At 41.5% G+C, this 25,034-nt stretch carries 24 protein-coding genes and 1 pseudogene; 5 read left to right on the top strand and 20 right to left on the bottom strand.

Translation table 11 applies throughout. The features are described 5' to 3' along the window. Positions 1-39 precede the first annotated feature (39 nt). Positions 40-423, top strand: a pseudogene (locus LG003_RS19895) (IS30 family transposase); the annotation flags it as partial. 270 nt (positions 424-693) lie between these two features. Continuing rightward, positions 694-2,370: a S8 family peptidase gene (locus LG003_RS19900; protein ID WP_262981452.1), complete on the top strand. Its 1,677-nt coding sequence runs from the start codon at positions 694-696 to the stop codon at positions 2,368-2,370. 86 nt (positions 2,371-2,456) lie between these two features. Here LG003_RS19900 and LG003_RS19905 read toward each other — a convergent pair whose 3' ends face one another. The 18 genes from LG003_RS19905 to yceD form a co-directional block, all read right to left on the bottom strand. Then, on the bottom strand, positions 2,457-3,761 hold the full coding sequence (locus tag LG003_RS19905; protein ID WP_262981453.1) for an NAD(P)/FAD-dependent oxidoreductase: 1,305 nt from the start codon (positions 3,759-3,761) through the stop codon (positions 2,457-2,459). A gap of 414 nt (positions 3,762-4,175) precedes the next feature. Next, positions 4,176-5,198, bottom strand: coding sequence for a beta-N-acetylhexosaminidase (nagZ, locus tag LG003_RS19910; RefSeq protein WP_112878483.1), 1,023 nt, complete (start codon positions 5,196-5,198; stop codon positions 4,176-4,178). A gap of 42 nt (positions 5,199-5,240) precedes the next feature. Next, a complete protein-coding gene (thiK, locus tag LG003_RS19915) occupies positions 5,241-6,104 on the bottom strand; it encodes a thiamine kinase (RefSeq protein WP_112878484.1) in 864 nt (287 codons plus the stop codon). Then, positions 6,091-6,660, bottom strand: coding sequence for a penicillin-binding protein activator LpoB (lpoB, locus tag LG003_RS19920; RefSeq protein ID WP_112878485.1), 570 nt, complete (start codon positions 6,658-6,660; stop codon positions 6,091-6,093). Before lpoB ends, thiK begins: the two co-directional genes overlap by 14 nt. Positions 6,661-6,844: 184 nt before the next feature. After that, positions 6,845-7,201: a purine nucleoside phosphoramidase gene (hinT, locus tag LG003_RS19925; protein ID WP_112878486.1), complete on the bottom strand. Its 357-nt coding sequence runs from the start codon at positions 7,199-7,201 to the stop codon at positions 6,845-6,847. Between the two features lie 69 nt (positions 7,202-7,270). Then, the gene (locus tag LG003_RS19930) at positions 7,271-8,056 is read right to left on the bottom strand and encodes a metal-dependent hydrolase (RefSeq protein ID WP_112878487.1); all 786 of its coding nucleotides are present in this window, start codon (positions 8,054-8,056) and stop codon (positions 7,271-7,273) included. A gap of 31 nt (positions 8,057-8,087) precedes the next feature. Continuing rightward, a complete protein-coding gene (gene holB / locus LG003_RS19935) occupies positions 8,088-9,071 on the bottom strand; it encodes a DNA polymerase III subunit delta' (RefSeq protein ID WP_112878488.1) in 984 nt (327 codons plus the stop codon). After that, a complete protein-coding gene (gene tmk / locus LG003_RS19940) occupies positions 9,072-9,710 on the bottom strand; it encodes a dTMP kinase (protein WP_112878489.1) in 639 nt (212 codons plus the stop codon). Beyond that, positions 9,707-10,732: an endolytic transglycosylase MltG gene (mltG, locus tag LG003_RS19945; protein WP_112878490.1), complete on the bottom strand. Its 1,026-nt coding sequence runs from the start codon at positions 10,730-10,732 to the stop codon at positions 9,707-9,709. The genes tmk and mltG overlap by 4 nt, the downstream gene beginning before the upstream one ends. A gap of 49 nt (positions 10,733-10,781) precedes the next feature. Further along, positions 10,782-11,606 carry an aminodeoxychorismate lyase gene (gene pabC, locus LG003_RS19950; protein WP_112878491.1) on the bottom strand — a complete coding sequence of 275 codons (825 nt, stop codon included), beginning with the start codon at positions 11,604-11,606 and terminating at the stop codon, positions 10,782-10,784. Positions 11,607-11,834: 228 nt separating this feature from the next. Next, on the bottom strand, positions 11,835-13,085 hold the full coding sequence (gene fabF / locus LG003_RS19955) for a beta-ketoacyl-ACP synthase II (protein WP_112878492.1): 1,251 nt from the start codon (positions 13,083-13,085) through the stop codon (positions 11,835-11,837). A gap of 73 nt (positions 13,086-13,158) precedes the next feature. Next, a complete protein-coding gene (acpP, locus tag LG003_RS19960; protein WP_011147052.1) occupies positions 13,159-13,395 on the bottom strand; it encodes an acyl carrier protein in 237 nt (78 codons plus the stop codon). Positions 13,396-13,549: 154 nt separating this feature from the next. After that, positions 13,550-14,284: a 3-oxoacyl-ACP reductase FabG gene (gene fabG, locus LG003_RS19965; RefSeq protein WP_112878493.1), complete on the bottom strand. Its 735-nt coding sequence runs from the start codon at positions 14,282-14,284 to the stop codon at positions 13,550-13,552. A gap of 7 nt (positions 14,285-14,291) precedes the next feature. Further along, positions 14,292-15,224, bottom strand: a complete 933-nt coding sequence (gene fabD, locus LG003_RS19970; protein ID WP_112878528.1) for an ACP S-malonyltransferase — start codon at positions 15,222-15,224, stop codon at positions 14,292-14,294. 24 nt (positions 15,225-15,248) lie between these two features. Next, positions 15,249-16,202, bottom strand: a complete 954-nt coding sequence (locus tag LG003_RS19975) for a beta-ketoacyl-ACP synthase III (RefSeq protein ID WP_112878494.1) — start codon at positions 16,200-16,202, stop codon at positions 15,249-15,251. A 6-nt stretch (positions 16,203-16,208) separates the two neighbouring features. After that, positions 16,209-17,246: a phosphate acyltransferase PlsX gene (gene plsX / locus LG003_RS19980; RefSeq protein WP_112878495.1), complete on the bottom strand. Its 1,038-nt coding sequence runs from the start codon at positions 17,244-17,246 to the stop codon at positions 16,209-16,211. A gap of 29 nt (positions 17,247-17,275) precedes the next feature. Further along, entirely contained in the window at positions 17,276-17,446 is a 171-nt protein-coding gene (gene rpmF / locus LG003_RS19985) for a 50S ribosomal protein L32 (RefSeq protein WP_011147057.1), read from the bottom strand. 12 nt (positions 17,447-17,458) lie between these two features. Further along, entirely contained in the window at positions 17,459-17,983 is a 525-nt protein-coding gene (gene yceD / locus LG003_RS19990; RefSeq protein WP_036782159.1) for a 23S rRNA accumulation protein YceD, read from the bottom strand. Positions 17,984-18,125: 142 nt separating this feature from the next. On the opposite strand from yceD, the gene LG003_RS19995 reads away from it, so the two are divergent. After that, positions 18,126-18,716, top strand: a complete 591-nt coding sequence (locus LG003_RS19995; protein ID WP_112878496.1) for a Maf family protein — start codon at positions 18,126-18,128, stop codon at positions 18,714-18,716. Here the strand turns inward: LG003_RS19995 and rluC are convergent. Then, the gene (gene rluC, locus LG003_RS20000; protein ID WP_112878529.1) at positions 18,713-19,672 is read right to left on the bottom strand and encodes a 23S rRNA pseudouridine(955/2504/2580) synthase RluC; all 960 of its coding nucleotides are present in this window, start codon (positions 19,670-19,672) and stop codon (positions 18,713-18,715) included. The genes LG003_RS19995 and rluC overlap by 4 nt on opposite strands. Before the next feature lie 559 nt (positions 19,673-20,231). Between rluC and rne the strand changes: the two genes are divergently transcribed. Further along, positions 20,232-23,300, top strand: a complete 3,069-nt coding sequence (gene rne / locus LG003_RS20005) for a ribonuclease E (protein WP_112878497.1) — start codon at positions 20,232-20,234, stop codon at positions 23,298-23,300. Between the two features lie 182 nt (positions 23,301-23,482). Continuing rightward, positions 23,483-24,115 carry an NAD(P)-binding oxidoreductase gene (locus LG003_RS20010; protein ID WP_112878498.1) on the top strand — a complete coding sequence of 211 codons (633 nt, stop codon included), beginning with the start codon at positions 23,483-23,485 and terminating at the stop codon, positions 24,113-24,115. Between the two features lie 44 nt (positions 24,116-24,159). Here the strand turns inward: LG003_RS20010 and tmaR are convergent, their stop codons facing one another. Beyond that, positions 24,160-24,477 carry a PTS system regulator TmaR gene (gene tmaR, locus LG003_RS20015; protein ID WP_112878499.1) on the bottom strand — a complete coding sequence of 106 codons (318 nt, stop codon included), beginning with the start codon at positions 24,475-24,477 and terminating at the stop codon, positions 24,160-24,162. Positions 24,478-25,034 lie beyond the last annotated feature (557 nt).

Raw genomic sequence — 25,034 nt, forward strand, 5'->3', positions numbered from 1 at the left:
AGGTTAGATGGTAACTTTTAGCTCAGTTGGCAGAAAAGTAAGACGCGGTATACCCTTATCGTTAAGCTCAATAGCAAACAGCATCAGAAGTCGTGCAAGCCGCCGTGAAAGTGTTATACGGGTTAAAACAAACGGTTAGGATTATCACATTCAACAACAGTTTGGTGTTTGCAGAGCATGAACTCATCAGTGAAAAATTAGAGGCACAAATTTACTTTTATCACACCTCTACTCACCTCAGGAAAAGAGGGGATCAATGGATTAATCAGGCAATACTTTCCAAAGGAACCAAACTGAATAAAGTCTCTGAGCAGGAAATAAATTTTGTGGTAAACCGATTAAGTAATCGCTCCCGAAAAACTAGGGGGTAAAACACCCAATGAATTATTTAAAGGAATGCGGATATGTTTACTTCCAGAGTAACGATATTGTACTTATTATATGAATCTTCCCTACACTATTAATAGGGTGATTCAAACTTATCCACCTTAATAAAAACCTACTTTTTATTTTAAGAAAAATAACTTCCTCACCAAAGAGATTATAAATTAATTTTAAAATCACACTCAGTAATAATTAGTATAGATAACCCAGTTACTCTCTAACAGAACAATGGACTAAGAAATAATAATAATATGAAATACCCAATTATAGTTATACTAAGGATGAAATTAACCAAAGAGGAGAATGAAAATGTCCATATTCCTTGAGTATTTTCAATCTGCAAAATTTGACGGTAATTTATATCTTAAATGTCACGGTGAAATTAGTAACGATACAGAAATAAAATACACCGTAACCAATTCAAACACAAAAGAGATATATGAACGTTATAGTGAAGATAATCAACTCATCTGTTTGACTTCACTTAAACCCGCAAATTATACAATAGAAACCACCATTAAAAAAGATGGTAAAACAATTGCTGCGCTTACACCAGAAAATATAGAAATAAAAGAATCAGACTTTCTGTTTGATATCGATAAAAAAATCGATGAGATAGATAAAGACAAAACTAATAATATCAATATTAACCATATTCCATCGAAACAGATACCTTCCAAAGAAAATACTACCTCTTTAAAAGGAAACAATGATATCCCAAACAAGAATTTGAAATATAACCTTGAGATTATGTTTTCCCCTGATGGCCTAAAAAAATTTGAAATAGAAAAAGATAATTTATTATCTATTTTTAATTCATCTCAACACGCAATAGAGATAAAACCTGTTTTTAATCAAGAAGATTTAGATAATAAAACCTGGAAAACACCAGAATTCAGTAAGTTAATTCACCTCTACAAGATAGATGCTGATATTAATCATGCTGATTTAATCAAGTTAGCCAATGAACTGGAGAAACTGGATTATGTCGAATTTTGCTCTCTTACGCCGATTTTGAAAGAGCTACCGCCACCGCCTTTACTTCTGTCCGAAGAGGAAACAATAATTCCTGAATTTGATACTACTCATATCGTTACACCTGATTTTTCACATCTACAGGGATATTTAGACGAACACAGCGGTATGAATATTAGGAAGGTCTGGGATGAAGGTTATAAAGGCAAAGGCGTCACTGTACACCATCTTGATTTTGGCGTTTATAGAAACCATGAAGATTTAGTTGGTAATATTACGGTTATCAACAGCCGCCCAGAAACACAAGATTGTAATCACGGCACAGCAGCCACCGGCTGTATTGCTGCAAAAGATAATAAATTCGGTGTGACGGGTATTGCTCACGAATGTCAATTTCGTTTTTATGACGTCGATGATTTTGACAGAATAATATATAGCTTTTTACCAGGAGATATTATTAGTTTAAATATTCAAACTGTAGCCAATAATAGATATTATCCTTTTACTTATCTCAAATCTAATTGGCAAAAAATAAAAAGCTGTGCTGATGCAGGGGCAACAATTATTTTCGCTTCTGGTAATAGTGGTCTTAATTTAGCCTATGACTTCACTTTCCCTAATTATGGCGATCCTGGCGGTATTATGATCGGTGCCTGTACATCAATTAATGGACACAGGTTAGGCTTTTCCAATCATAATCTTCACACCAGTTTAAACTCCTGGGGTGAGAATGTCACAACTACTGGGTACACAAACTTACAGTACCTACCAGGAAATAATAGAAATTATACTCGCAGTTATAATGGCACATCCAGCGCTACACCTTTAGTCGCAGGTGCATTAGCGCTTATTCAATCCTATATTAAATCAAAATATCATAAATATCTTAATGGCACTCAAATAGCAACACTGGTTAGAAGTAGCGGTTTTATAATAGGAGAACCACAAGGAATCGGCACGAGACCAAATGTTGAAAATGCTTTCAAATTAGTTGATCGTCTGTTTTCTTAATTAAAGTAAATAATTTCAGATTAAAGTCGTAATGCTTTATCAGGGCCACCCGTTATTCTACGGGTGGCCTTATATCAATTAAATAATTAATGCAGTTTTAATCGTGGACGGATAACACGGTTAATACCGCCAACAAGCATCATCAAGCCAGTTTTAATATAACCATGTAAAGCCACCTGATGCATACGATATAAAGAAATATAGACAGCACGAGCTATACGCCCTTCGATCATCATTGAACCACGCATCAAATTGCCCATCAAACTACCCACCGTACTAAATTTAGACAATGATACCAATGAGCCATAATCTTTGTAGGTATACTCTTTTAACGGTTTATCATGCAACAAGGCAATAATATTACTGTAACAGCGGCTAGCCATTTGATGAGCCGCCTGTGCCCTTGGTGGAACAAAACCACCTTCCTTCTTCGAGCATGAGGCACAATCACCAATGGCAAAAATATGATCATCAAGTGTCGTTTGCAGAGTTGGCTTTACCACTAGCTGATTAATTCGGTTAGTTTCAAGACCGGCAATATCTTTCATAAAATCAGGTGCTTTGATACCAGCAGCCCATACCATGAGATCAGCTTTAATCAGCTCACCTTCTTTAGTATTCAACCCACGTTCATCAGCGCTGGTCACCATAGTTTTGGTTAATACATGAACGCCAAGTTTTGTGAGTTCTTGATGTGCCGCAGCAGAAATACGTGCCGGCAATGCAGGCAAAATTCGCTCCCCTGCTTCGACTAGTGTCACGTTCAATGCTTCTGAACTCAGCCCTTCAAAACCATAACTGTTAAGCTGTTTTACCGCATTGTGCAATTCCGCTGATAACTCAACACCTGTCGCACCACCGCCAACGATAGTAATATTAACCTTATCTTGCTGACCACAGTTTGCAGAATATTTAAGAAACAGATTCAACATTTCATTATGGAAACGGTGAGCCTGTTGTGGGTTATCCAGGAAGATACAATGCTCTTTCACACCTTGTGTATTAAAATCATTAGATGTACTTCCCAAGGCCATAACTAGAATGTCATAGCTCAATTCACGTTCAGGAACCAATACTTCGTTATATTCATCCCTGATCTCAGTCAAAGTAATTTTTTTGCTATCACGGTGAATATCAGTTAACGTCCCTAATTGGTAACTGAAATAGTGGTTACGGGCATGAGCCAGATAACTCAACGCATCAACCCCATCGTCAAGGGAGCCTGTTGCCACTTCATGTAATAACGGCTTCCATAAATGGCTTTGGTTACGATCCACTAGCACAATTTCTGCTTTCTTCTTACGACCCAACTTATGCCCCAGACTGGTTGCCAGTTCCAAACCACCGGCACCTCCACCAATGATAACAATTCTCTTCTTTGGTGTTGTCATGACTACTCCACTAAAATGTAAACCAAATGTTATTTAAGGACAGTAAAATAATACCTTTAAATAACATTTAGTTTTATACAAATAACTGATGTGATAATTACAGAATATCATGACTGGTTAGTGGGTCATACCAAAATTGAACAACATCAAATTCTTTTGAATAAATAAACATCAATCACAAAATTTGTCAATTTATTTTCAGTTGGTTGGATTCAGCTCTTATTTATTTCATTTTCTTATTTACATAGGAAATGAAATATGCTTCAAAAAAGATGCCTTAAAGAACCTGATATCAATGAAATTTTAGGAATGTGACCATGCTATGTATACAAAAAGCGGGATATTTTCCCGCACAATTAACATTAAAAGTCATTTATTTAGTAATAGAACAAACATAAGATACGACTTTACAAATTACCGCACACAACCCTGCCATTGCTCATGTAAAACCGTTAGTGCTTTATTAGCCTGTTGCCAACGTTTTGAATTCTTTAACTCATTCAGACTGTATTGACCACCTCGATGATACAATTCTGATAATTTCTCCACTTTGGTCAAAGGCAGATTATCAAGCACGCTAACTGCTCCATCACGGTTATTACATATCAAAATTATGTCACAACCTGCATTGAGAGCAGTCTGTCCGCGCTCAACATAACTTCCCATCATTGCCGCCCCTTCCATAGAGAGATCATCGGAAAATACCACGCCATTAAAGCCCAATTGCTGACGCAGCACTGATTTTAACCAATATGACGACCCGCTGGCGGGATGTTCATCTACCTGAGAATAGATCACATGAGCCGGCATAATCGCATCCAATAAATTACGCTGGATAAAATCACGGAAAATAGACATGTCATGATGACAAATCGCTTCTAACGGGCGATCATCACAGGGAGTTTCTTTATGAGAATCAGCATCGACAGCACCATGCCCCGGAAAATGTTTACCCGTCGATTTCATTCCGGCAGAATGCATGCCTTTAATAAAGTGCTCCGCCATCATCTTGGCCTGTTCAGGATCTTCATGGAATGAACGTTCACCAATAGCCACACACTGGTGACCTAAATCCAATACCGGTGCAAAGCTGATATCGATATCCATAGCAATCATTTCAGACGCCATCAACCAGCCCGCCTCTTCCGCCAATTGAGTGCCATTGAGATTGTCACTCAATCCAGCAAAAGATTGAGCCGCCGGTAAACAAGTGAAACCTTCTCGGAAACGCTGAACTCTGCCGCCTTCTTGATCAACAGCAATCACAAGACGATGACGAGAGGCCTCACGAATCTGACGGACTAATTCTCGTAATTGCTCAACATCATAAAAATTGCGGGTAAACAGAATTAATCCGCCCACTAATGGATGTTGCAAAATTTCCTTTTCTTCATTATCCAATTCATAACCGACAACATCTAACATGATCGGACCCATAACATTCCTCGCTTATATTCATATTACTGCAATCAATGCAGCTTAAAACGTTAGACCAAAAGAGAGACGCAACGGTTGTGCTAGTTCTAAAAAGTGTGGATCACCACTCTGTTTCCAGCGCACTTCAAACCACATTAAAATCATGTAATCAACCCAAGGTTGCCAACGTTTAATTTGGCGTTCTAATAGTGTCCGGTTTAAATATCCTGATGGCTGACTACAATAGTAATTCAAAAAATCCTGCTGCTGCGGCTCATCCCAATGATCAGTGCGAAACAACGCCGCTAACGCAAATCCAATATCAGTATCAGTTGCATATTCCCAATCAATGAGTTTCAGCCCTTGAGAGGTATTAAGCAAATTACCACAATGCACGTCCATATGAACGGGTGATAATTTTAGTATTGAAGGCATCGGAGATGACATAAAACGTTTATGCAGCCGCAACCAACAGGGAGTAAGACGCGCTTTATCAATTTGCAACCAATGGCTTTCTAGCTGATTCCTCAGTTGAAGCCGGTAACCAAACAGAGGCTGGTGATGCAAAATAGCCAATAATGCCGCCAGTTTTTGCAAAAAATCAGGCTGAGAAAACTCATTTTGCCCAATAATATGACCAGGCAACCACTCCAACATTAGCCAGTGAGGAACCATTGCTATGACTTGTGGAGCAATTTTTACCTGGCTGAGATGGCGTAAAATGGCGCTTTCACGCTGACGATTAACACCAAGCTGTTTCCCCTGCTGCCCCTGCCTGCGGCCGACAATATGATATTCACCATTGGTGGCATAATAACTCTCATTCGTCAGCCCACTTAACGGTCTTATCTTCCAATCGTTTACTGCGGTATGCGGCCATTGTTTGCGCAATGCCTGCAATAAACAATTATGATTATTTAACGTCACCGTGCCCTGACCAAAGAATCTCGCCCGTCTTTACCAGCATCAGTTGCATGACGATATCACGCTTATCACTGTTACCTGAAACTATGGAATAGAGAACATAATCCGCATTCAAATAACGCGCCAGACCAATCGCTTTACTACGCAATCCCAAACTATCTTCTTCAGATAAGCCCAGAGATTGACGGGCATTTTGCACCTGATTTTGTGGTATTAATTCAAAAACATGCTCGCTACTGAGAGCCTGACGCAAAGTATCGGTTGCTTGCATGGTTTGTAATGCGCCGTTAGTATTATTTTTCACTGTATCAACTAATAGTAACTTCGCGTTTTCCAACCCATGAGCCTTAACGAGTTGCTCTACTAATGGTTGCACTGTATTTTCCCAGTCAACCGCGCTCATTTTAGGAGGCTCTGGTACCTTTTCAGATGGTGGTGTCGGTTTTTCCGATGGGGTCACTGGTACAACCGGCGTCGGAGGTTCAGGCTGCTCCGGTGGCAAGGATGGACATCCCGCCAAAAACATAACCGATAGTGCTACAAAAAGAATTCTTTTCATCAACCTATTCCAATTACAGAGTTTTAAAAAACAGATAAGTTTTTGCTGTGACACCAGCAACAAATTATCAGTTCAACTCCAATGATAAATTTGCAGCATTTATTTAAAAAATCGAAATATTCAGGGGCCAGCTTAAAATAAACATCCCCCCGAATATCTGCCTATGTCCATGAATTTCAGTACTTCACATCGACTTCATCAACAATGGCCCTAAATGGCGACCACCAACCAAATGCATATGAATATGATAAACCTCCTGCCCCGCATGGCGATTACAGTTCATAATCAAACGATATCCATCTTCAGCAATGCCTTCTTGTTCAGCAATTTTTGCTGCAACCGTCATCATTCGACCTAATGCTGCTTCATGCTCCGGTTTAACATCGTTCACTGTTGGGATCAGGTCATTTGGAATAATCAAAATATGAGTCGGGGCCTGTGGAGAAATATCGCGGAATGCAGTGACCAGATCGTCCTGATAAACAATATCAGAAGGTATTTCACGGCGAATAATTTTACTGAAAATAGTTTCTTCTGCCATCACATTTTCCTTTTATAAAAAAACAACAGATATATGAGCGCTTACAAACCAAAGATTCAAGTTGATAAATCAAATTTTGTCCACATCAATATGAAATAAATCGCAAAAATTCTGTGTGGTCACTTCTGCCAATGCCTCAATATTCACCCCCTTGAGTACAGCCATATATTCCGCAACATCACGCACATAAGCAGGCTGGTTTTCTTTACCACGATGAGGCACAGGTGCAAGATAAGGAGAATCGGTTTCAATTAGAATACGATCCAATGGTACATATCTTGCTGCTTCACGGATCTGCTCCGCATTACGGAAAGTAACAATACCAGAGAATGAAATATAGAAGCCTAAATCCAGTAATTCTCTAGCCGTATCTTTATCTTCGGTAAAACAGTGCAAAACACCACCACATTCTCGTGCCTGTTCTTCACGTAATACCCTCAAAGTATCATCACGGGCACTACGGGTATGAACGATAACAGGCTTGTTGAGTTTGCGTCCGATACGGATATGTTCACGAAATGAAGTTCGCTGTAATTCAGCATTATCCTGTTGATAATAGTAATCCAGCCCAGTTTCACCTAGTGCAACAACTTCATTCCCAGCAGCTAAACGCGCTAACTCATCAAAATTATAACCTTCATCCAAGTTAAGTGGATGAATACCACAGGAAAATACGATATTTTCCCGTTCACCAATTAGGGTTTTCATTTGCTGGAAACCGGGTAGCGTCGTCGCTACTGCCAGCATAAATTTAACTTCCCGATCTGCCGCTTTCGCAACAACATCATCTACATTTTTATGTAGGTTTTCATAATCGAGACAATCGAGATGACAATGCGAATCAACTAACAACATATTTAAACTCGTATACAAAAAGATTTCAGGGTTATGAAGTAAACTGTTTTTCCCAATTAAGCAACTGTTCTGCCAGTAACAATTCCCAATTTACGCCCACGACTGAAAGCAACTGATGACGACAAGACATCCAGTCATCAACGCTTTGCAGTAAAACAGCCATAGTATGCATGGAACTCAATTGATAAATCAGCGTTTGTTGATCCTGATTGATACAATAACGCTGTAACTGCTGTTGCCACTTCACCGCATCAAATAACAAACTGATAAGCCAATGAAGGCGTTGTGGCGCATTTTCATGATTCAGTTGGGGTAAAAGTGACAAAGCATCACGTTTATCCAAAGCCTGTTTAACAGCCTGGCAAAACTGTTCCCGTATCTGCCATTGCTCCGGTTGCAACAATTGTTCTGCTGCTACAGGTGCTCCCTGAGACAGTTTCAAGGCTGTCATTGCATCGACCGAAGAAATTAAAGGCAACTGTTTTTGCAACCAATAAAGGCTACTTTCCGTCTCAGGTACCGGCAGAAAATAGTAAAAACAGCGGCTGCGTAAAGTAGCCAAAAGACTGGACGGCTGCCGACATTTCAGAAGAAAATAGGTATGTTCCGGCGGCTCTTCCAACGTTTTCAATAATGCATTGGCAGCAGCATCTGTCAGACATTCGGTCAAAGGTAACCAGACAATTTTTACCCCACCTTGCTGAGAACGGCTATAGAGTTTTTCCGTAATTTGCCGTACCGCTTCCACACCAACACTGGTTTTCCCCTTCTCCGGTGACATAATATGCCAATCAGGATGAGTTTCTGCCATCATCAGGTGACAACTATGACACTTTCCACAACTTTTCATCCCCTGTCTATTCCGACACATTAACCATCGGCTTAATCCATAGATCAACACATCGGCCCCAGTACCTGCATTAGCATGAACCAATAAAGCATGATGGCCTCGTCCTTGCTGATGAGATTCCACCAACTGACGATATGCCTGATTAAGCCACGGATACCAATTCATTTAGCCATTTTCCTGCCGCTTCAGCCATTGCCCAAACACCTGGCAAATATCGGCTTGTACTTGCTCTATTGGTTGAGCCGCATCAACGGTCACAATACGCTTATCCTGTGCTGCAAACTCCAGGTAACGACTGCGCGTACGATCAAAAAAATCTATCGACTCTTTTTCAATTCGATCTAACTCTCCACGCTCACGGGCACGCAGTAAACCAATTTGAGGAGGAAGATCGAGATAAATAGTCAGGTCAGGACGAAAATCACCCAGCACAGTATCACGTAGCGAAGTCATCAAGTTTTTATCAATACCACGTCCTCCCCCTTGATATGCCTGGGAAGAGAGGTCATGACGATCACCCACAACCCATGTGCCACGGGCCAAAGCAGGTTTAATCACATTTTCTACTAATTGAACTCTGGCTGCATATAACATTAACACCTCTGCTTTATCCGTCAGAGGTTCACCTTCAACACCTTGTTTAATTAACCCACGTAATTTTTCTGCCAGAGGTGTTCCACCCGGTTCACGGGTAAAAATTAAATTCTGAATACCGTGCTGCTGCAATATTTCAACGACTGTTTTCATCGCTGACGTTTTTCCTGCACCTTCCAGCCCTTCAATAACAATAAATTTGCCGTTCATTTGTCCTGTTTTAACCTCTGACGGTAAATATTTACCGCCTTGTTATGCGCAGCCAGATTGGTTGTAAAAGTATGACCACCTTTGCCATTCGCCACAAAATAGAGAAATTCGGTTTTTGCCGGGTGTGCAGCCGCTTTTATAGAAGCAAGACCAGGCATTGCAATCGGTGTAGGGGGCAGACCATTAATCATATAAGTATTGTAGGGCGTCAATGTCGTTAAATCTTTACGAAAAATAGTGCCTGTATATTTTTCACCTAAACCATAAATCACTGTCGGATCAGTTTGAAGTCGCATATTCAACCGTAAACGATTAATAAACACAGAAGCAACTTTTGTCCGCTCAGCCTCAACACCGGTCTCTTTTTCAATAATCGACGCCATAATCAACATTTCATAAGCATTATTATAGGGCAGATTTTTGTCGCGACCTTCCCATTCCTCTTCCAGCGTCATTTTCATCTGTCGATATGCTCGTTTCAGCAATGTTACATCGCTTGTGCCTGCCGTATAGTGATAGGTATCAGGATAAAGCCACCCTTCCAGAGTATCTGTATCTTTAATATCGAGTATTTCAGCCAATTCCTGAGCATCTTTATTATCCAATTCATGTTTAAGATATTCAGATTGCTGTAGTATTTTCCACCAGTCAGATAAACGGCTACCTTCAACAAAACGGACCGTAAATTGCGCTTCTTTACCACTAGAGAATAATTGCAACATTTCCCGTAAAGTCATTTCTCGCGTTAATTGGTAAGTTCCCGCCTTGAACTCGGCAAGTTTTGGCTCCAACCTTAATAACCAAGGGAAAATATGACTATCTTCAATCAGGTTATCCCGAACCAGTAACGCTTCCAAACCATGACGACCAATACCTGCTGGTAGGGTAAATATTCGATCCTGTTTAATTGTTACTGTTTGATCCGCAAATTTTTCAACTTTTTCATAGCCAGCATAGAGTAATATCGCTGCCGTAATGACAATCAAAGCCAATAGGGCAAAAAGGCGTTTTTTCCATTTCATCAATTAATCTAATCACTTAAACACACGGTTCACTTAAATACGTCGTGAATTACAACTTCAGACATTCAGGAAGCAAATATTCATACAGTTCCCTTGACTGATATTTCCATCCGGGCTGATTTTCACGAGCTTGAATTTCTTTGACAGATATCACTGGCATTAAAGAATTACAAACTATCACTTCATCTGCATCAGCCAATGTTTCGGGATAACAGCTTACACAAGAAAAGTGATAATCGCTTTCCGATAATAACGCGATTATTCTTTCCCGCATCACACCTTCGATACCACAACCTCGTAAATCAGGAGTATACACATCTTTTCCTTTACGCCAGAAAATGTTTGCAGTACAACATTCAACCAGAAAACCATCAGTATCAAGTACCAGAGCTTCATCAGCATTTGATTTTTCGATAAATGTTTTAATCAATATCTGTTCTAATCGATTAAGGTGTTTAATTCCGGCAAGATAGGGGTTTATTCCCATCGGTACCGGACTGAGCACCATAGATAAACCTTCCTGACGCTGTTTCAAATATTTATCGGGATAAGGACTCAGAGACAAGATCTGATTAGATTGCGTAAACCCCTGAGCACTATAGCCACGCCCTCCGGTTCCACGGGAAATAATAACTTTAAGTACACCTTGTTCAGTCGTGGAGACAATCTGTCTTATATGACTTTCAAGCTGTTGCCAATCGGGTTGTGGAAGATATAACCTTTCAACGCCTTTTTGTAATCTTTGGATATGTAGTGACAACAAAGCGGCCTGCCCCTGTTCTATTCTTGCTGTTGTGAAGCAACCATCACCGAATTGAACTGAACGATCATTGGCCGGTAAATAGTCGCACTGCTCTCCATTAATCCAATACATATAATTTTGTTCTTAATTATTCAAAAAAGGCATTTCAATGCAATTTATCAACAAGCGGTATCATAGTATATCGCTGATACCAGTGCAAAATGTCCATGATTCTTGCCACAAAAAAAGCTCCAATAATTATTAACTATTGGAGCTCTCTATACTATCGCCTTAAAGTATTTACAAAATCATACTGAGCGGAACTCAACCGTATTTTTCTGTAATATCAAGCTCTACCTGTTAATCAGGTTTAATCTTACGGAAAATCAGTGAGCCGTTAGTGCCACCGAAACCGAAAGAATTACACAATGCATATTCCATCCCCTCTACCTTACGGGACTCATTTGGCACGAAATCCAGACGGCAGTTCTCATCCTGATTTTCCAGGTTGATAGTCGGCGGAACAACTTGATCACGTAATGCCAGGATAGTGAAAATAGATTCAACCGCCCCCGCAGCACCCAATAAATGACCCGTCATTGATTTGGTAGAACTCACTAAAACATCAGTGCCTTCACCAAACACGGACTCAACTGCATGGGCTTCCGCTAAGTCGCCAGCAGATGTTGAAGTACCGTGAGCATTAATATATCCCACTTGCTTGGTAGTGATACCGGCATCTTTCAGAGCATTTTCCATCGCCAACGCAGCACCTGCACCATTTTCTGGTGGTGACGTCATATGATAAGCATCGCTGCTCATGCCAAAGCCAACGATTTCTGCATAAATTTTCGCACCACGCCTCTTCGCATGCCCATACTCTTCCAGTACCAAGATACCTGCACCATCCCCCAGAACAAAACCATCACGGCCTTTATCCCACGGACGACTTGCACCTTGTGGATTATCGTTACGGGTAGATAAAGCACGGGCAGCGCCAAAACCACCAACCCCCAGAGGAGTACTGGCTTTTTCTGCACCACCGGCTAGCATAATGTCAGCATCATTATAAGCAATAATACGGGCAGCATGACCAATATTATGTACACCTGACGTACATGCTGTGGCGATAGAAATACTTGGGCCACGCAAACCGTAAATAATACTCAGATGACCTGCTACCATATTTACGATCGTAGAAGGTACGAAGAACGGGCTGATCTTACGAGGACCACTCGCCACCAACGCCCCGTGATTTTCTTCAATCAGACCCAAACCACCAATACCAGAACCAATAGCAGCACCAAAACGACTAGCATTGGCTTCTGTTACTTCAATTCCAGAATCTTCAATGGCTTGCACACCTGCTGCAATACCATATTGAATGAAATCATCCATTTTTCGTGCATCCTTGCGCGAAATATTGAAATCTTCATGATTAAAATCTTTAACCAGACCAGCAAACTTAGTTGCATGGTGACTGGTGTCAAAATGGTCAATAAGGCTGATACCACTCTGTCCGGCACAAACAGCTTTCCAAGAAGATTCAGCTGTATTACCGACAGGAGATAACATGCCTAGTCCGGTCACAACTACTCGACGCTTAGACACGCTTATCCTCCAAGGAGGGAAATTATTTAGGGCAGAAACATAGGCGGTCGAATGACCGCCTAGGTGTGTTCACTTATTCGCTTTGGTTCTGGACGTAATCAATAGCTGCCTGAACTGTAGTGATCTTTTCTGCTTCTTCATCTGGAATTTCGATATCGAACTCTTCTTCCAGAGCCATTACCAGTTCAACTGTGTCAAGAGAATCAGCGCCCAAGTCATCTACAAAAGAAGCTGAATTAACGACTTCTTCCTCTTTAACACCAAGTTGTTCAACGATGATTTTTTTAACGCGTTCTTCAATAGTGCTCATGCTATTAAATTTCCTATCAAAATTCGCTTTCGCGATGGTTTTCGTAGTTTATAAAATACAGGAAAAGATGCAACCCAATCCCGGCTGGTCGAACCACAAACTTGCTCTATTTTGCGTTATTTGACACAAAAAATGCAACTGGTTCGCTCATTTTTTAGTTCATATACATGCCGCCATTGACATGTAATGTTTCGCCTGTGATGTAAGCCGCTTCATCAGAAGCGAAGAAAGCCACAGCACTAGCAATTTCTTTTGCATCCCCAAGCCGCTTAGCGGGGATATCATTCGAAAAGTTCGCCAACTGCTCTTCTGGCAATGCTTTTAGCATATCAGTTTCAATAAGCCCTGGCGCAACAACGTTAACAGTAATACCACGGGAAATTACTTCCCGAGCCAATGTCTTGCTGAAACCAACAAGCCCTGCTTTCGCCGCTGCATAGCTTGCCTGCCCAACATTCCCCATCGATCCAACAACAGAACCAACAGAGATGATACGACCGTAACGTTTTTTTATCATAAAGCGCATCGCCGCTTTTGACATACGGAAAACGGATGAAAGATTAGTGTCAATAACATGCTGCCATTCATCATCCTTTATACGCATCACTAGATTATCACCGGTGATACCCGCATTGTTCACTAAAATGTCAAGCCCGCCACACTCTGTTCGGATGGTAGACATAAGCTGTTCAATCGATTCCGGATCAGTGACATCCAGTACAAAACCTTTACCTTTTTCACCAAGGTAAGTACTGATGACTTCAGCGCCTTTATCGCTTGTTGCTGTACCAATGATATAGGCTCCACGCTCTGCTAATAGCTCAGCAGTTGCACGGCCGATCCCACGGCTAGCACCTGTTACTAATGCAATCTTTCCATCTAATCTCATATTGCCCTCAATTATTTTCCAATGCAGTTATTAGTGTAGCTGTGTCATTAACTGCTGCTGCGCTTAAGGTATTGACAATTCGTTTAGTTAAACCTGTCAAAACTCTACCTGGCCCTATTTCTAATAGCTGCCCAACACCCTGTCCAGCAATAAATTCAACTGCTTCTCTCCAACGGACAGGATTATAGAGTTGTCGTACCAGTGCATCACGGATAGCTTCAGCAGATTGTTCTATTTTCACATCAACATTATTTACCACCGGGAACTGAGGATGGCTAAATTCAATTCCTTCCAAAACAACTGCCAGCTTATCTGCGGCGGGTTTCATCAGTGCACAATGCGACGGTACACTGACTGCCAAAGGCAGCGCTCGTTTCGCGCCTGCGGCTTTACATGCATCACCAGCACGCTCTACCGCCTCTTTCTCACCCGCAATAACAACCTGGCCAGGTGAGTTAAAGTTAACAGGAGAAACAATTTGCCCCTGAGCTACTTCTTTACAGGCACGATCAATGGATTCATTATCTAAACCAATAATAACATACATTGCACCAGTACCTTCAGGTACAGCTTCTTGCATCAATTTGCCACGCAGTTCAACAAGTCTAACTGCTTGTTTGAAATCAATGACACCTGCACAAACCAGTGCAGAATATTCACCAAGGCTATGTCCAGCCATCAGTGATGGTGCTTTTCCACCTTTTTCCTGCCAAACCCGCCAGATAGCAACCGATGCGGCCAACAACGCGGGTTGAGTTTGCCATGTTTTATTCAGTTCTTCTTCTGGTCCCTGTTGAACCAGAGCCCAGAGATCATATCCCAGCACATCAGACGCTTCAGCGAAAGTTTGCTCGATAACCGGGAACGCTGTAGCCAAATCGGCCAACATACCAAGGTCTTGAGAACCCTGACCAGGAAATACCATTGCAAATTCAGACATAGACATGTTCATCTTCCTGTCAAATTAAAAACGTATCAGTGCTGAACCCCAAGTAAGGCCACCACCAAAAGCCTCAATTAAGATTAACTGACCGCGCTTAATCCGGCCATCACGTACTGCTTCATCAAATGCTGTGGGTACCGATGCCGCAGAAGTATTACCGTAACGATCCAGCGTTACCACTACTTTATCCATTGTCATATTTAATTTTTTAGCTGTCGCTGCGATAATACGCAAATTAGCCTGATGAGGTACCAACCAATCCAACTCACTATATGGTAAGTTATTTGCTTCTAAAGTCTCATCAACTATGTTAGCCAATTCACGGACTGCAATCTTAAATACTTCATTACCGATCATACTAGCATACGCTGGTTCTTTTAGATTCTGACGCTCCTGATAAGGTAATACCAACAATTCACCATAGCTACCATTTGCATGAAGGTGAGTTGAAAGAATTCCTGGCTCATTAGAAGCCCCTACCACCATAGCACCTGCACCATCGCCAAACAGGACAAGTGTTCCGCGATCTTCTGGATCAAGTGTTCTGGTAATAGAATCGGAACCAATAACCAATGCATGTTTTGCCGCACCGGTTTTAATAAACTTATCAGCAATACTCAGTGCATAAACAAAACCAGAACAAGCAGCAGAAATATCAAAAGCCGCTGAATTTTGGGTACCCAACATGTGCTGAATTTGGCACGCAGAACTGGGGAAAGCATGGGTGGATGAAGCTGTTGCAACAATGATTAAATCAATCTGCTCTTTATCAATGCCAGACATTTCAATTGCTTTCTTTGCAGCCCGGAACCCCATAACCGCAACAGTTTCATCATCAGTAGCAATACGACGCTCGCGGACACCTGTACGGGTAATAATCCACTCATCAGAAGTATCCACCATTTTTTCTAAATCAGCATTAGTACGCACTTGCGCAGGTAGATAACTACCTGTACCTAAAATTTTTGTATACATGTATGTTCAGTCACTCTTGGGTAATGCTGTTTCCAGGCGTGCAGCAATTCTATCAGGAACCTGCCTTTCAACGGCCTGAACAGCCTGTTCGATTGCGGCTTTAAACGCATGCTCATTAGCCGCCCCATGGCTTTTGATTACAATTCCATATAATCCTAACAGACATGCGCCATTATACTGGTCAGGGTTCAGGTGACCGAAGCGTTTTGTCATCCGTTTTTGCAGCCACTTCTTGACTATTCTCAACAACCAGGAAAATTTTTTCTTTTGTCCATCCGATGATTTAAGCAGGGATAAGATAACTCTAATCGCCCCTTCCATCGTTTTTAACGTCACGTTACCTGCGAAGCCGTCACATACCAATACATCGCTCTTACCTGTCAGTAATTCGTCACCTTCCAGATAACCAATGTAATTTATCGTCGGAATGCGCTTTAAAATAGTGGCGGCTTCGCGGATATTATCCAGCCCTTTACTCTCTTCCGTACCAATGTTAAGCAATGCTACCGCGGGATTAACCACCCCCACGACTTCCTCGGCCATTACTGAACCCATAATGGCGAATTGCACCAACATGCGGCTATCGCAATTAACATTGGCACCTAAATCCAATACGACAGTTTGCCGCTGTTTCAGATTTGGCAACACGGTCATCAAAGCAGGTCTTTCAATGCCTTCTATCAATTTTAGCATCAATTTAGATAACCCCATCAATACTCCGGTGTTTCCTGCACTGATACACGCCTGCGCTTCACCTGATTTCACTAAATCCAAGGCAATACGCATTGACGTTCCTCGGCTGTTACGAATCGCTTGCGACGGTTTCGCATCATTAGCCACAACCCGTTCAGCAGGAACCACGTGTAAACGACTGAGCAACTCAGCATCACTATTTACAAGCATCGGAGAAATGATATCGGGGATTCCGACCAGCAATAATTTAAGTCTAGGGTTAGACGCCAGTGCCTGCAATGCAGCAGGCACCGTAACGCGAGGACCAAAGTCCCCGCTCATGGCATCTAACGCTAAAGTCAGATTAGTCAAGGTATCAACTTGCTAATGACTGGCGGAGATTATTTGTTGATGACTTTGCGGCCACGGTAGTAGCCATCAGCAGTCACATGGTGACGCAGGTGAGTTTCACCAGAAGTTTTATCTACAGATAGTAATGGTGCAGTCAGTGCATCATGAGAACGACGCATACCACGTTTAGAACGAGTTGGTTTATTCTGTTGTACGGCCATTGACCTTACTCCTTAAGTACTTTTCTTTAAGCTGGCTAATACGGCAAATGGGTTTGGTTTTTCAGCCTCTAGAGGTAATTCACCAAACACCATGTCCGCTTCGGACACTTCACAGTGTTCAGAATCATGTACCGGAACTACCGGCAGAGAAAGAATTATTTCATCTTCAATCATTGCCAGCAAATCTATTTCGCCAAATTCGTTAACGTCAATTGGCTCATACTCTTCCGGTAATGCTTCAGCCTGTTCATCATTGACGACCGGGCTAAAACAATATGTTATGTGAACGTGATGGCTGAAATTACCGCCACAACGCTGACATTCAAGCGTAACATCCACATCGGAATGCCCACGCACAACCGCCAGACGTTGGTTATCTATCTGAAACGATAAAACGCTGTCTACATCATTGTCCACGCTAACCACAGATTCCGCGATACGCAAAACTTGCTCAGGTGAATAACTACCTGCGTAGTCTAATCGTTTCTGAGCTGCGCGAAGCGCATCAATGGTCAGGGGTAATTTTACCTTTTGCATAAGGCGCGCATATTATCTTTGTAATGAGGTATAGTCAAAGAAAAAGGCCACACATCTGCACCTTTCCGCCAAATATTCGCTTATTAAGCTGTGCCTAGTTTAAAATGCCTGCAATTATTTCGCCATGTCTTTTGGAAAAATTATGACACAAATCATTTTAGCTTCCACATCAGCTTATCGCCGCATGTTACTGGAAAAACTTCGTTTACCCTTTATATGTGCAGCTCCTAATACTGATGAAACACCTCGAATGAATGAAAATGCAGAACAGCTCGTTATACGTTTGGCGCAAGCCAAGGCACAGGCATTACAAACAAAATATTCTCAGCATTTGATTATTGGTTCTGATCAAGTTTGTGTTATTAACGGCGAAATCACCGGCAAGCCCCACAATCTTGAAAATGCATTTAAACAATTACGGCAAGCCAGTGGTCATTGCGTCACCTTTTATACCGGCATTTCTCTCTTTAACAGCAAAACAGGAATAACCGATACCCGTTGTGAATTATTCAATGTCTATTTTAGAGAGCTGGCTGATGATGAAATCTGGGCTTATTTAACTGCGGAAACCCCTCTTAATTGTGCCGGAAGCTTTAAAAGCGAAGGGTTAGGAATCACTTTATTTGAACGACTTGAAGGGAAAGATCCGAATACGCTGATAGGTTTACCATTAATTACATTGACTGAATTATTAATCCGCCAGGGGGTAAACCCACTGACGGCGATAGGTTAATTACTGTGATTCTGACGTAGCGTTTTTATACAATAGCGCAATTGCTCATCCATCGGTGCTTCAAGACATAATGTCTCCCCCGTCGAGGGATGAGTAAATTTTAGCGCACTGGCATGCAAGAATAGGCGGTTAAGACCCGTAGCTGACAGTTGCGAATCAAAAACTTTATCCCCATAGCGATCATCAAAAGCGATCGGATGCCCAGCATATTGAGTATGAACACGGATTTGATGAGTCCGACCCGTTACCGGACTGGCTTTCATTAACGTTGCATTGGCAAAACGCTCTTCTACTTTAAAACGCGTTTCAGAAGGCTTACCTTCACTGTTTACTTTAACAATCCGCTCACCACTTTGCAGGATGTTTTTCAGCAATGGAGCCTGAACAACCTTACAATGTGATTGCCATTGTCCTCGTACTAAAGCCAGATAATCTTTCTGCATCTGTTTAAGGCGTAATTGCTCATGCAAGGCCCGTAAAGCTGAGCGTTTTTTAGCAATTAACAAAATTCCAGAGGTATCACGATCTAAACGATGCACTAATTCGAGGAATTTTGCTTCCGGACGCAAAACCCGCAATCCTTCAATAACACCAAAACTTAAACCACTACCGCCATGAACGGCCGTACCAGAAGGTTTATTGAGCACCAGAATATAGTCATCTTCGTATAAGATACAATCGTCTAATACAGCGACTTTATCCAGTTTGGCTGAAACTGGCGCTTCTTGCCGTTCTGCAACCCGGACCGGTGGAATTCTGACAACATCCCCCGCAGACAATTTATACTCAGGTTTTATCCTGCCTTTATTTACCCGCACTTCCCCCTTACGCACAATCCGGTAAATCATGCTCTTAGGAACACCCTTCAAACGCGCTAATAAAAAATTATCAACTCGCTGTCCAGCTTCATCGTCATCAATAGTGACAAATTGTACAACTTGATTATTCGTTTTCATGATAGCAATTTTAATTATCACTCAAGCAGAGTGCTACTCATTTTTAAATATGTGTAAAAATCACGCATACTTTCCGGTTGTTACCTTCCCTACTTTAAGATAAAGATTAAATATTAACTATTTCTTCCTATTTCATCAGAAAAACCGCTTAAAGACATAAAGTCACCTTGCTATCACCCCAACAGCAATGGAATAATACGTAGCCATCATCAGTTTTTTAAACCTGAATGGCGAAGTTAAACGTTTGTTCTTCATTTGATTGCACAAAAACGCAGCAATGGCGTAAGACGTACTGGGAAATCAAATAATTAGCGGGCTACGGGTAGCAGATTACTGGAATTGGATCAAATCAGCTTCATTTATATTTGCAGATTATTCCTAGAAAAGGGTACTGTTTTCTAAGTGAAAATTCAGACCTGCCGAAAATATGCGTCTCTATACAAACGACAACCGGGAGGTTGGCGGATTTGTAAAAGACACGAGACCATCGGTTACCAGTCGCTCATCTATATTTACCCGTAGCTCTATAACTAATGTAAAAAATAATGAGTAAGTTACAATGAAAAGAATGCTAATCAACGCAACTCAGCAAGAAGAGTTGCGTGTTGCTCTGGTTGACGGGCAACGCCTTTATGATTTGGATATCGAAAGCCCAGGACACGAGCAAAAAAAAGCAAATATCTACAAAGGTAAAATCACCCGAATTGAACCTAGTCTGGAAGCTGCTTTTGTTGACTACGGCGCTGAACGGCATGGTTTCCTTCCTATTAAAGAAATAGCCCGCGAATATTTTCCCAATAACTACCATCCTCACGGTCGCCCTAATATCAAAGATGTTTTAAGGGAGGGCCAGGAAGTTATCGTTCAAGTCGATAAAGAAGAACGTGGTAATAAAGGGGCCGCCTTAACCACTTTTATCAGTCTGGCGGGCAGTTATCTGGTACTAATGCCTAATAACCCTCGTGCGGGCGGTATTTCCCGCCGTATCGAAGGAGATGACCGCACAGAACTGAAAGAAGCTTTGGCATCGTTAGAAGTGCCAGAAGGAATGGGACTGATCGTCCGCACTGCGGGTGTCGGTAAGTCCGCAGAAGCACTACAGTGGGATTTATCATTCCGCCTTAAACACTGGGAAGCGATCAAAAAAGCCGCCGAAAACCGCTCTGCTCCCTTCTTAATCCATCAAGAAAGTAATGTTATCGTCCGTGCTTTCCGCGACTATTTGCGCCCAGACATCGGTGAAATCCTAATCGACAATCCCAAGGTTCTCGATCTGGCACGGCAACATATTACTGCACTTGGCCGCCCGGATTTCACCAGTAAAATTAAGCTGTATAGTGGTGAGGTTCCCCTGTTCAGCCATTATCAAATTGAATCACAGATTGAATCTGCATTTCAGCGTGAAGTTCGTCTGCCATCAGGCGGTGCTGTGGTTATCGATACCACAGAAGCATTAACTGCGATCGATATTAACTCTTCCCGTGCAACACGTGGAGGAGATATCGAAGAGACGGCTTTTAATACCAACCTTGAAGCAGCGGATGAAATTGCCCGTCAATTACGCCTGCGTGACCTTGGTGGTTTGATTGTTATCGATTTTATCGATATGACACCAGTACGTCATCAACGTGAAGTGGAAAACCGCCTACGTGATGCTGTTCGCCAGGATCGTGCTCGTATTCAAATTGGCCGTATTTCCCGTTTTGGTCTACTGGAAATGTCCCGTCAGCGCCTGAGCCCATCACTAGGTGAATCCAGCCACCACGTTTGCCCACGCTGTAGCGGCACAGGGACTATTCGTGATAATGAATCCCTATCGCTATCCATTTTGCGTCTGATTGAAGAAGAGGCACTGAAAGAGAACACGCATCAAGTCCATGCTATTGTTCCAGTACAAATCGCCTCATATCTACTAAACGAAAAGCGCCAGGCAGTCAGTGCAATTGAACGCCGTCAGGGAGATGTTGGCGTAGTGATCGTGCCTAACGATCAAATGCAGACTCCTCACTTCTCTGTTCTACGCGTGCGTAAGGGTGAGGAAATTTCTGCACTGAGCTATCTGCTTCCTCAATTTTATGAAGCAGGAACGATAAATCCTCAAGAAGATGTCCAACCTGAACGTAAGCGTCCTGAGCAGCCCGCTATTTCTGCTTTTGCTTTGCCAGCCGATACGCCAGCACAGCAACCATCACATAAAACAAAAGAGAAAAAGCCAAACCACACGGCTCAGACTATAACGGAACAACCCGGTCTCTTAAGCCGCTTCTTGGCTGCTTTGAAAAAAATGTTCAGTACAGAAGCAGAAGAAGAAAAACTGGCACAGAAAAAAGAGAATAAATTATCTGGTCATGATAACCGTCGCTCTTCTGAACGACGCAATCAACGCCGCCAAAATTCACGTAAAGATCGTGATGATAATAATCTGCGTGATGAACAACGTAATAACCGTGATCGTGACGAACAACGGAAAAATCGTAATACTCAACAGAAAAATGGCACTCAAGATAACAATGTAACGATAGATACTGCTGCTCGTGAAACCCAACAGCAGCAACGTCGCGAGCAACGTGCAGAACGTCAACGCCGTCGTCAGGAAGAAAAACGCCAGCAGCAACTTGAAACCCAGAAGCCAGAAGTCGTTGAAAATGAGGTTGAAGAACGTCTACCGGTTATACCACGTCGCCAACGTCGTCAGCTTGAGCAAAAAATTCGCATCATAGATGAAGTGAAAGAAGTTACAACTGCCGCCTCGCTGCCCGTACCTGTTGTTACAGAAGAGCAATTACCAGTACCTGTTGAAATACCGGTAGAAACAGCTCAGCCGCAACAATTGACTGAAAATAAAGAGCAACAAGATAATGTTATGCCACGCCGCTCTCGTCGCTCACCTCGTCATTTGCGCGTTAGTGGTCAGCGCCGCCGCCGTTACCGCGATGAAAGAAATCTACTTCAATCACCGGTACCATTATCTATGGCTGTTGCATCACCAGAAATGGCTTCCGGTAAAGTTTGGGTTCGCTATCCGGTGGTTCCGATTTCCATAGAAATGCCTGAGGAAATTTCTATGATCGAACAGCAAGAACAGCAAAATGAGGTATTGTCGGCAATAGCAACAGAAACAGTACCTGCAATCATCGTTGTTGCAGAATCTGAACAAACCATCATTGAATCTCCGAAAGTAGCAAAGACGCTAGAAACTCACCAAAACGGAATCAAATCTGAAACAGGCATTACAGAACAAAATGACATTGTTCTACAGCAAACTGAATCAGTGCAGGAAGAACGGTCAGTTATTGAACTGGTTGCAATAACACCGATTATCCCTGAATTTGAGCAGCAATCTGAAGTAGAAGATGACATCGTTGTTTCTAAAGAAATTGCAGCAGTGATGATTATTGAAGAGAATAAAGATGAAATGGTTAAACAACCTGTTGCTATTATAGCCAAATTTCATCATTCTTACGCGCCGATGACCAAAGCACCAGCCCCTGAGATGATTGAAAAACCTATTGTTATCAGAGAATGGCAACGGCCTTTTTCTCATTTTGAAGGGAAAGGGGGAGCTGGGGGCCATTCAGCCACTAATGCGGCTACTTCACCAATGGCTAAACCGCAATTCTTTGAATAAACAACATTGTTTAATATCAGCAGAATGGCTCTTTTTAGGAGCCATTTTTTTGCTACTAACCCCACAAAAACACTTACCGTTAATTTTATTCTATCCACATAAGGGTTAGTTTAAACAGTCATTACCGTGACTCTCTTCAATTAATTATCATTCGATTTCTTATTTAACCAGGAGAATAACCTATGAAACCGTGGCTTATTTTTGGTGCAGGTAGTGGCATTGGACGTCATCTTGTGACTGTCGCACTGCAACAAAAACGTCCCGTCATTGCGCTTATCCGCAATTTTCAGCAGGCTACTGAACTGAGTGCTTTAGGTGTCAAAGTGATACAAGGTGATGCCTGTAATGCTGAAGATGTTGAAAAAACGGTACAACATGTAAGTTCAGAAGCAATCGTCTTTTCTACTATTGGTGGAATTGATTCAGATCTCTTTGGCAATATGACTATCATTGATACTATTGAGAAAACTGAAATAACACGTATGTTACTCGTTACCTCAATAGGTTGTGGCGAAGGCTGGAAAACCCTGTCACCCAGAGCTAAATCATTGTTTGGCCAATCTGTCAGGCGTAAATCAATGGCAGAAAGCTACCTTCAGACAAGTTCCTTGAATTACACAATTATTCGCCCAGGAGGATTAACAGATAAACCAGGAACAGGCCATTGTCAAAGATATCAGCATGAAATTCATGGTTCAGTTAGTCGCCAAGATGTTGCACATCAACTGGCAACTATGGCAGAAGAAGAATCTTCATATCAGCAGATTTATACCTTAGTTGATCCAGAGCTTAAACCTGATTGGGCTATTGCGTAGTCGGTAAGAATAACCACGCATTCATGCGTGGTTATTTAATGATGCTATTTGAGTTCACCCATTGTTTTAAGCTTTTTAGACAATTCCCGACGCTCTTTAGAAAGATCCGCATTTTTAATTATATGATCATCTATACGGTCTTCATAATCACTTCTCATATTCATAATGATGCTCTGAATATCCTCAATTGACATACCGGGCTTGATGTATTCGCTCAAGTTATCAAGCAATAAAACACGCTTCTGGTTATCGCGTATTTTCTTTTCATTGTCTGCAATTTCGCGCTGTAACTTATTCTTACGACGAAACATATGTACAAACTCCAACACATTGTGGAATGACGGCTTATTTACGTTGTCCATTTTCATACCTTATCTTCAATCTAAACGTACAAATTATCCAATCTGACTACACAATAAGACTAAAACCATTAATAAACAAGTCAGTTTCCGTTATTTATTGATTTTCATTAATTACATAAACCAGTTAACTTCTTGCTAAAGGTTCAGCATATTGACTCAATCTAAAACAATCGGCCAATGCGAATGAATAATAAACCGCCAATCTTCCACTGGCAGAAGAACAGTTTTCCCCTATAGCTCATATTCCATCTGTTACTCTACAATTTTTTCAGATTTCAAGTGCACGATTATTAATTACTATTATCTCATACAAAATGAATAAAAAACTATAAAGTTAATTCTATTTATAAATTAAATAATTAAGTTAGATATTAATAAACAAACCAAATAAAGACAATTAATTATATAGAACACAATAAAAACTTGAATAAAATGTTATTACCCCCCCAATATTTCATATATTTTTAACTGTCTTAACACTTTCACTTTTCAATTCCTTGTGAAATAGGGTTTTTAGTAAATTATTTTGAATATAATTTATATAAAATAGGAAAAAC

Source organism: Photorhabdus kleinii (genome assembly GCF_025384885.1).
GTDB lineage: Bacteria > Pseudomonadota > Gammaproteobacteria > Enterobacterales > Enterobacteriaceae > Photorhabdus > Photorhabdus kayaii.

What these genes read in the sequence shown, in the direction of transcription:
- LG003_RS19900 (WP_262981452.1), top strand. Translation starts at nt 694, where the DNA reads ATGTCCATATTCCTTGAGTATTTTCAATCTGCAAAATTTGACGGTAAT.
- LG003_RS19905 (WP_262981453.1), bottom strand. Translation starts at nt 3,761, where the DNA reads ATGACAACACCAAAGAAGAGAATTGTTATCATTGGTGGAGGTGCCGGT.
- nagZ (WP_112878483.1), bottom strand. Translation starts at nt 5,198, where the DNA reads ATGGGTCCGATCATGTTAGATGTTGTCGGTTATGAATTGGATAATGAA.
- lpoB (WP_112878485.1), bottom strand. Translation starts at nt 6,660, where the DNA reads ATGAAAAGAATTCTTTTTGTAGCACTATCGGTTATGTTTTTGGCGGGA.
- hinT (WP_112878486.1), bottom strand. Translation starts at nt 7,201, where the DNA reads ATGGCAGAAGAAACTATTTTCAGTAAAATTATTCGCCGTGAAATACCT.
- LG003_RS19930 (WP_112878487.1), bottom strand. Translation starts at nt 8,056, where the DNA reads ATGTTGTTAGTTGATTCGCATTGTCATCTCGATTGTCTCGATTATGAA.
- holB (WP_112878488.1), bottom strand. Translation starts at nt 9,071, where the DNA reads ATGAATTGGTATCCGTGGCTTAATCAGGCATATCGTCAGTTGGTGGAA.
- tmk (WP_112878489.1), bottom strand. Translation starts at nt 9,710, where the DNA reads ATGAACGGCAAATTTATTGTTATTGAAGGGCTGGAAGGTGCAGGAAAA.
- mltG (WP_112878490.1), bottom strand. Translation starts at nt 10,732, where the DNA reads ATGAAATGGAAAAAACGCCTTTTTGCCCTATTGGCTTTGATTGTCATT.
- pabC (WP_112878491.1), bottom strand. Translation starts at nt 11,606, where the DNA reads ATGTATTGGATTAATGGAGAGCAGTGCGACTATTTACCGGCCAATGAT.
- acpP (WP_011147052.1), bottom strand. Translation starts at nt 13,395, where the DNA reads ATGAGCACTATTGAAGAACGCGTTAAAAAAATCATCGTTGAACAACTT.
- fabG (WP_112878493.1), bottom strand. Translation starts at nt 14,284, where the DNA reads ATGAGATTAGATGGAAAGATTGCATTAGTAACAGGTGCTAGCCGTGGG.
- fabD (WP_112878528.1), bottom strand. Translation starts at nt 15,224, where the DNA reads ATGTCTGAATTTGCAATGGTATTTCCTGGTCAGGGTTCTCAAGACCTT.
- LG003_RS19975 (WP_112878494.1), bottom strand. Translation starts at nt 16,202, where the DNA reads ATGTATACAAAAATTTTAGGTACAGGTAGTTATCTACCTGCGCAAGTG.
- rpmF (WP_011147057.1), bottom strand. Translation starts at nt 17,446, where the DNA reads ATGGCCGTACAACAGAATAAACCAACTCGTTCTAAACGTGGTATGCGT.
- yceD (WP_036782159.1), bottom strand. Translation starts at nt 17,983, where the DNA reads ATGCAAAAGGTAAAATTACCCCTGACCATTGATGCGCTTCGCGCAGCT.
- LG003_RS19995 (WP_112878496.1), top strand. Translation starts at nt 18,126, where the DNA reads ATGACACAAATCATTTTAGCTTCCACATCAGCTTATCGCCGCATGTTA.
- rluC (WP_112878529.1), bottom strand. Translation starts at nt 19,672, where the DNA reads ATGAAAACGAATAATCAAGTTGTACAATTTGTCACTATTGATGACGAT.
- rne (WP_112878497.1), top strand. Translation starts at nt 20,232, where the DNA reads ATGAAAAGAATGCTAATCAACGCAACTCAGCAAGAAGAGTTGCGTGTT.
- LG003_RS20010 (WP_112878498.1), top strand. Translation starts at nt 23,483, where the DNA reads ATGAAACCGTGGCTTATTTTTGGTGCAGGTAGTGGCATTGGACGTCAT.
- tmaR (WP_112878499.1), bottom strand. Translation starts at nt 24,477, where the DNA reads ATGGACAACGTAAATAAGCCGTCATTCCACAATGTGTTGGAGTTTGTA.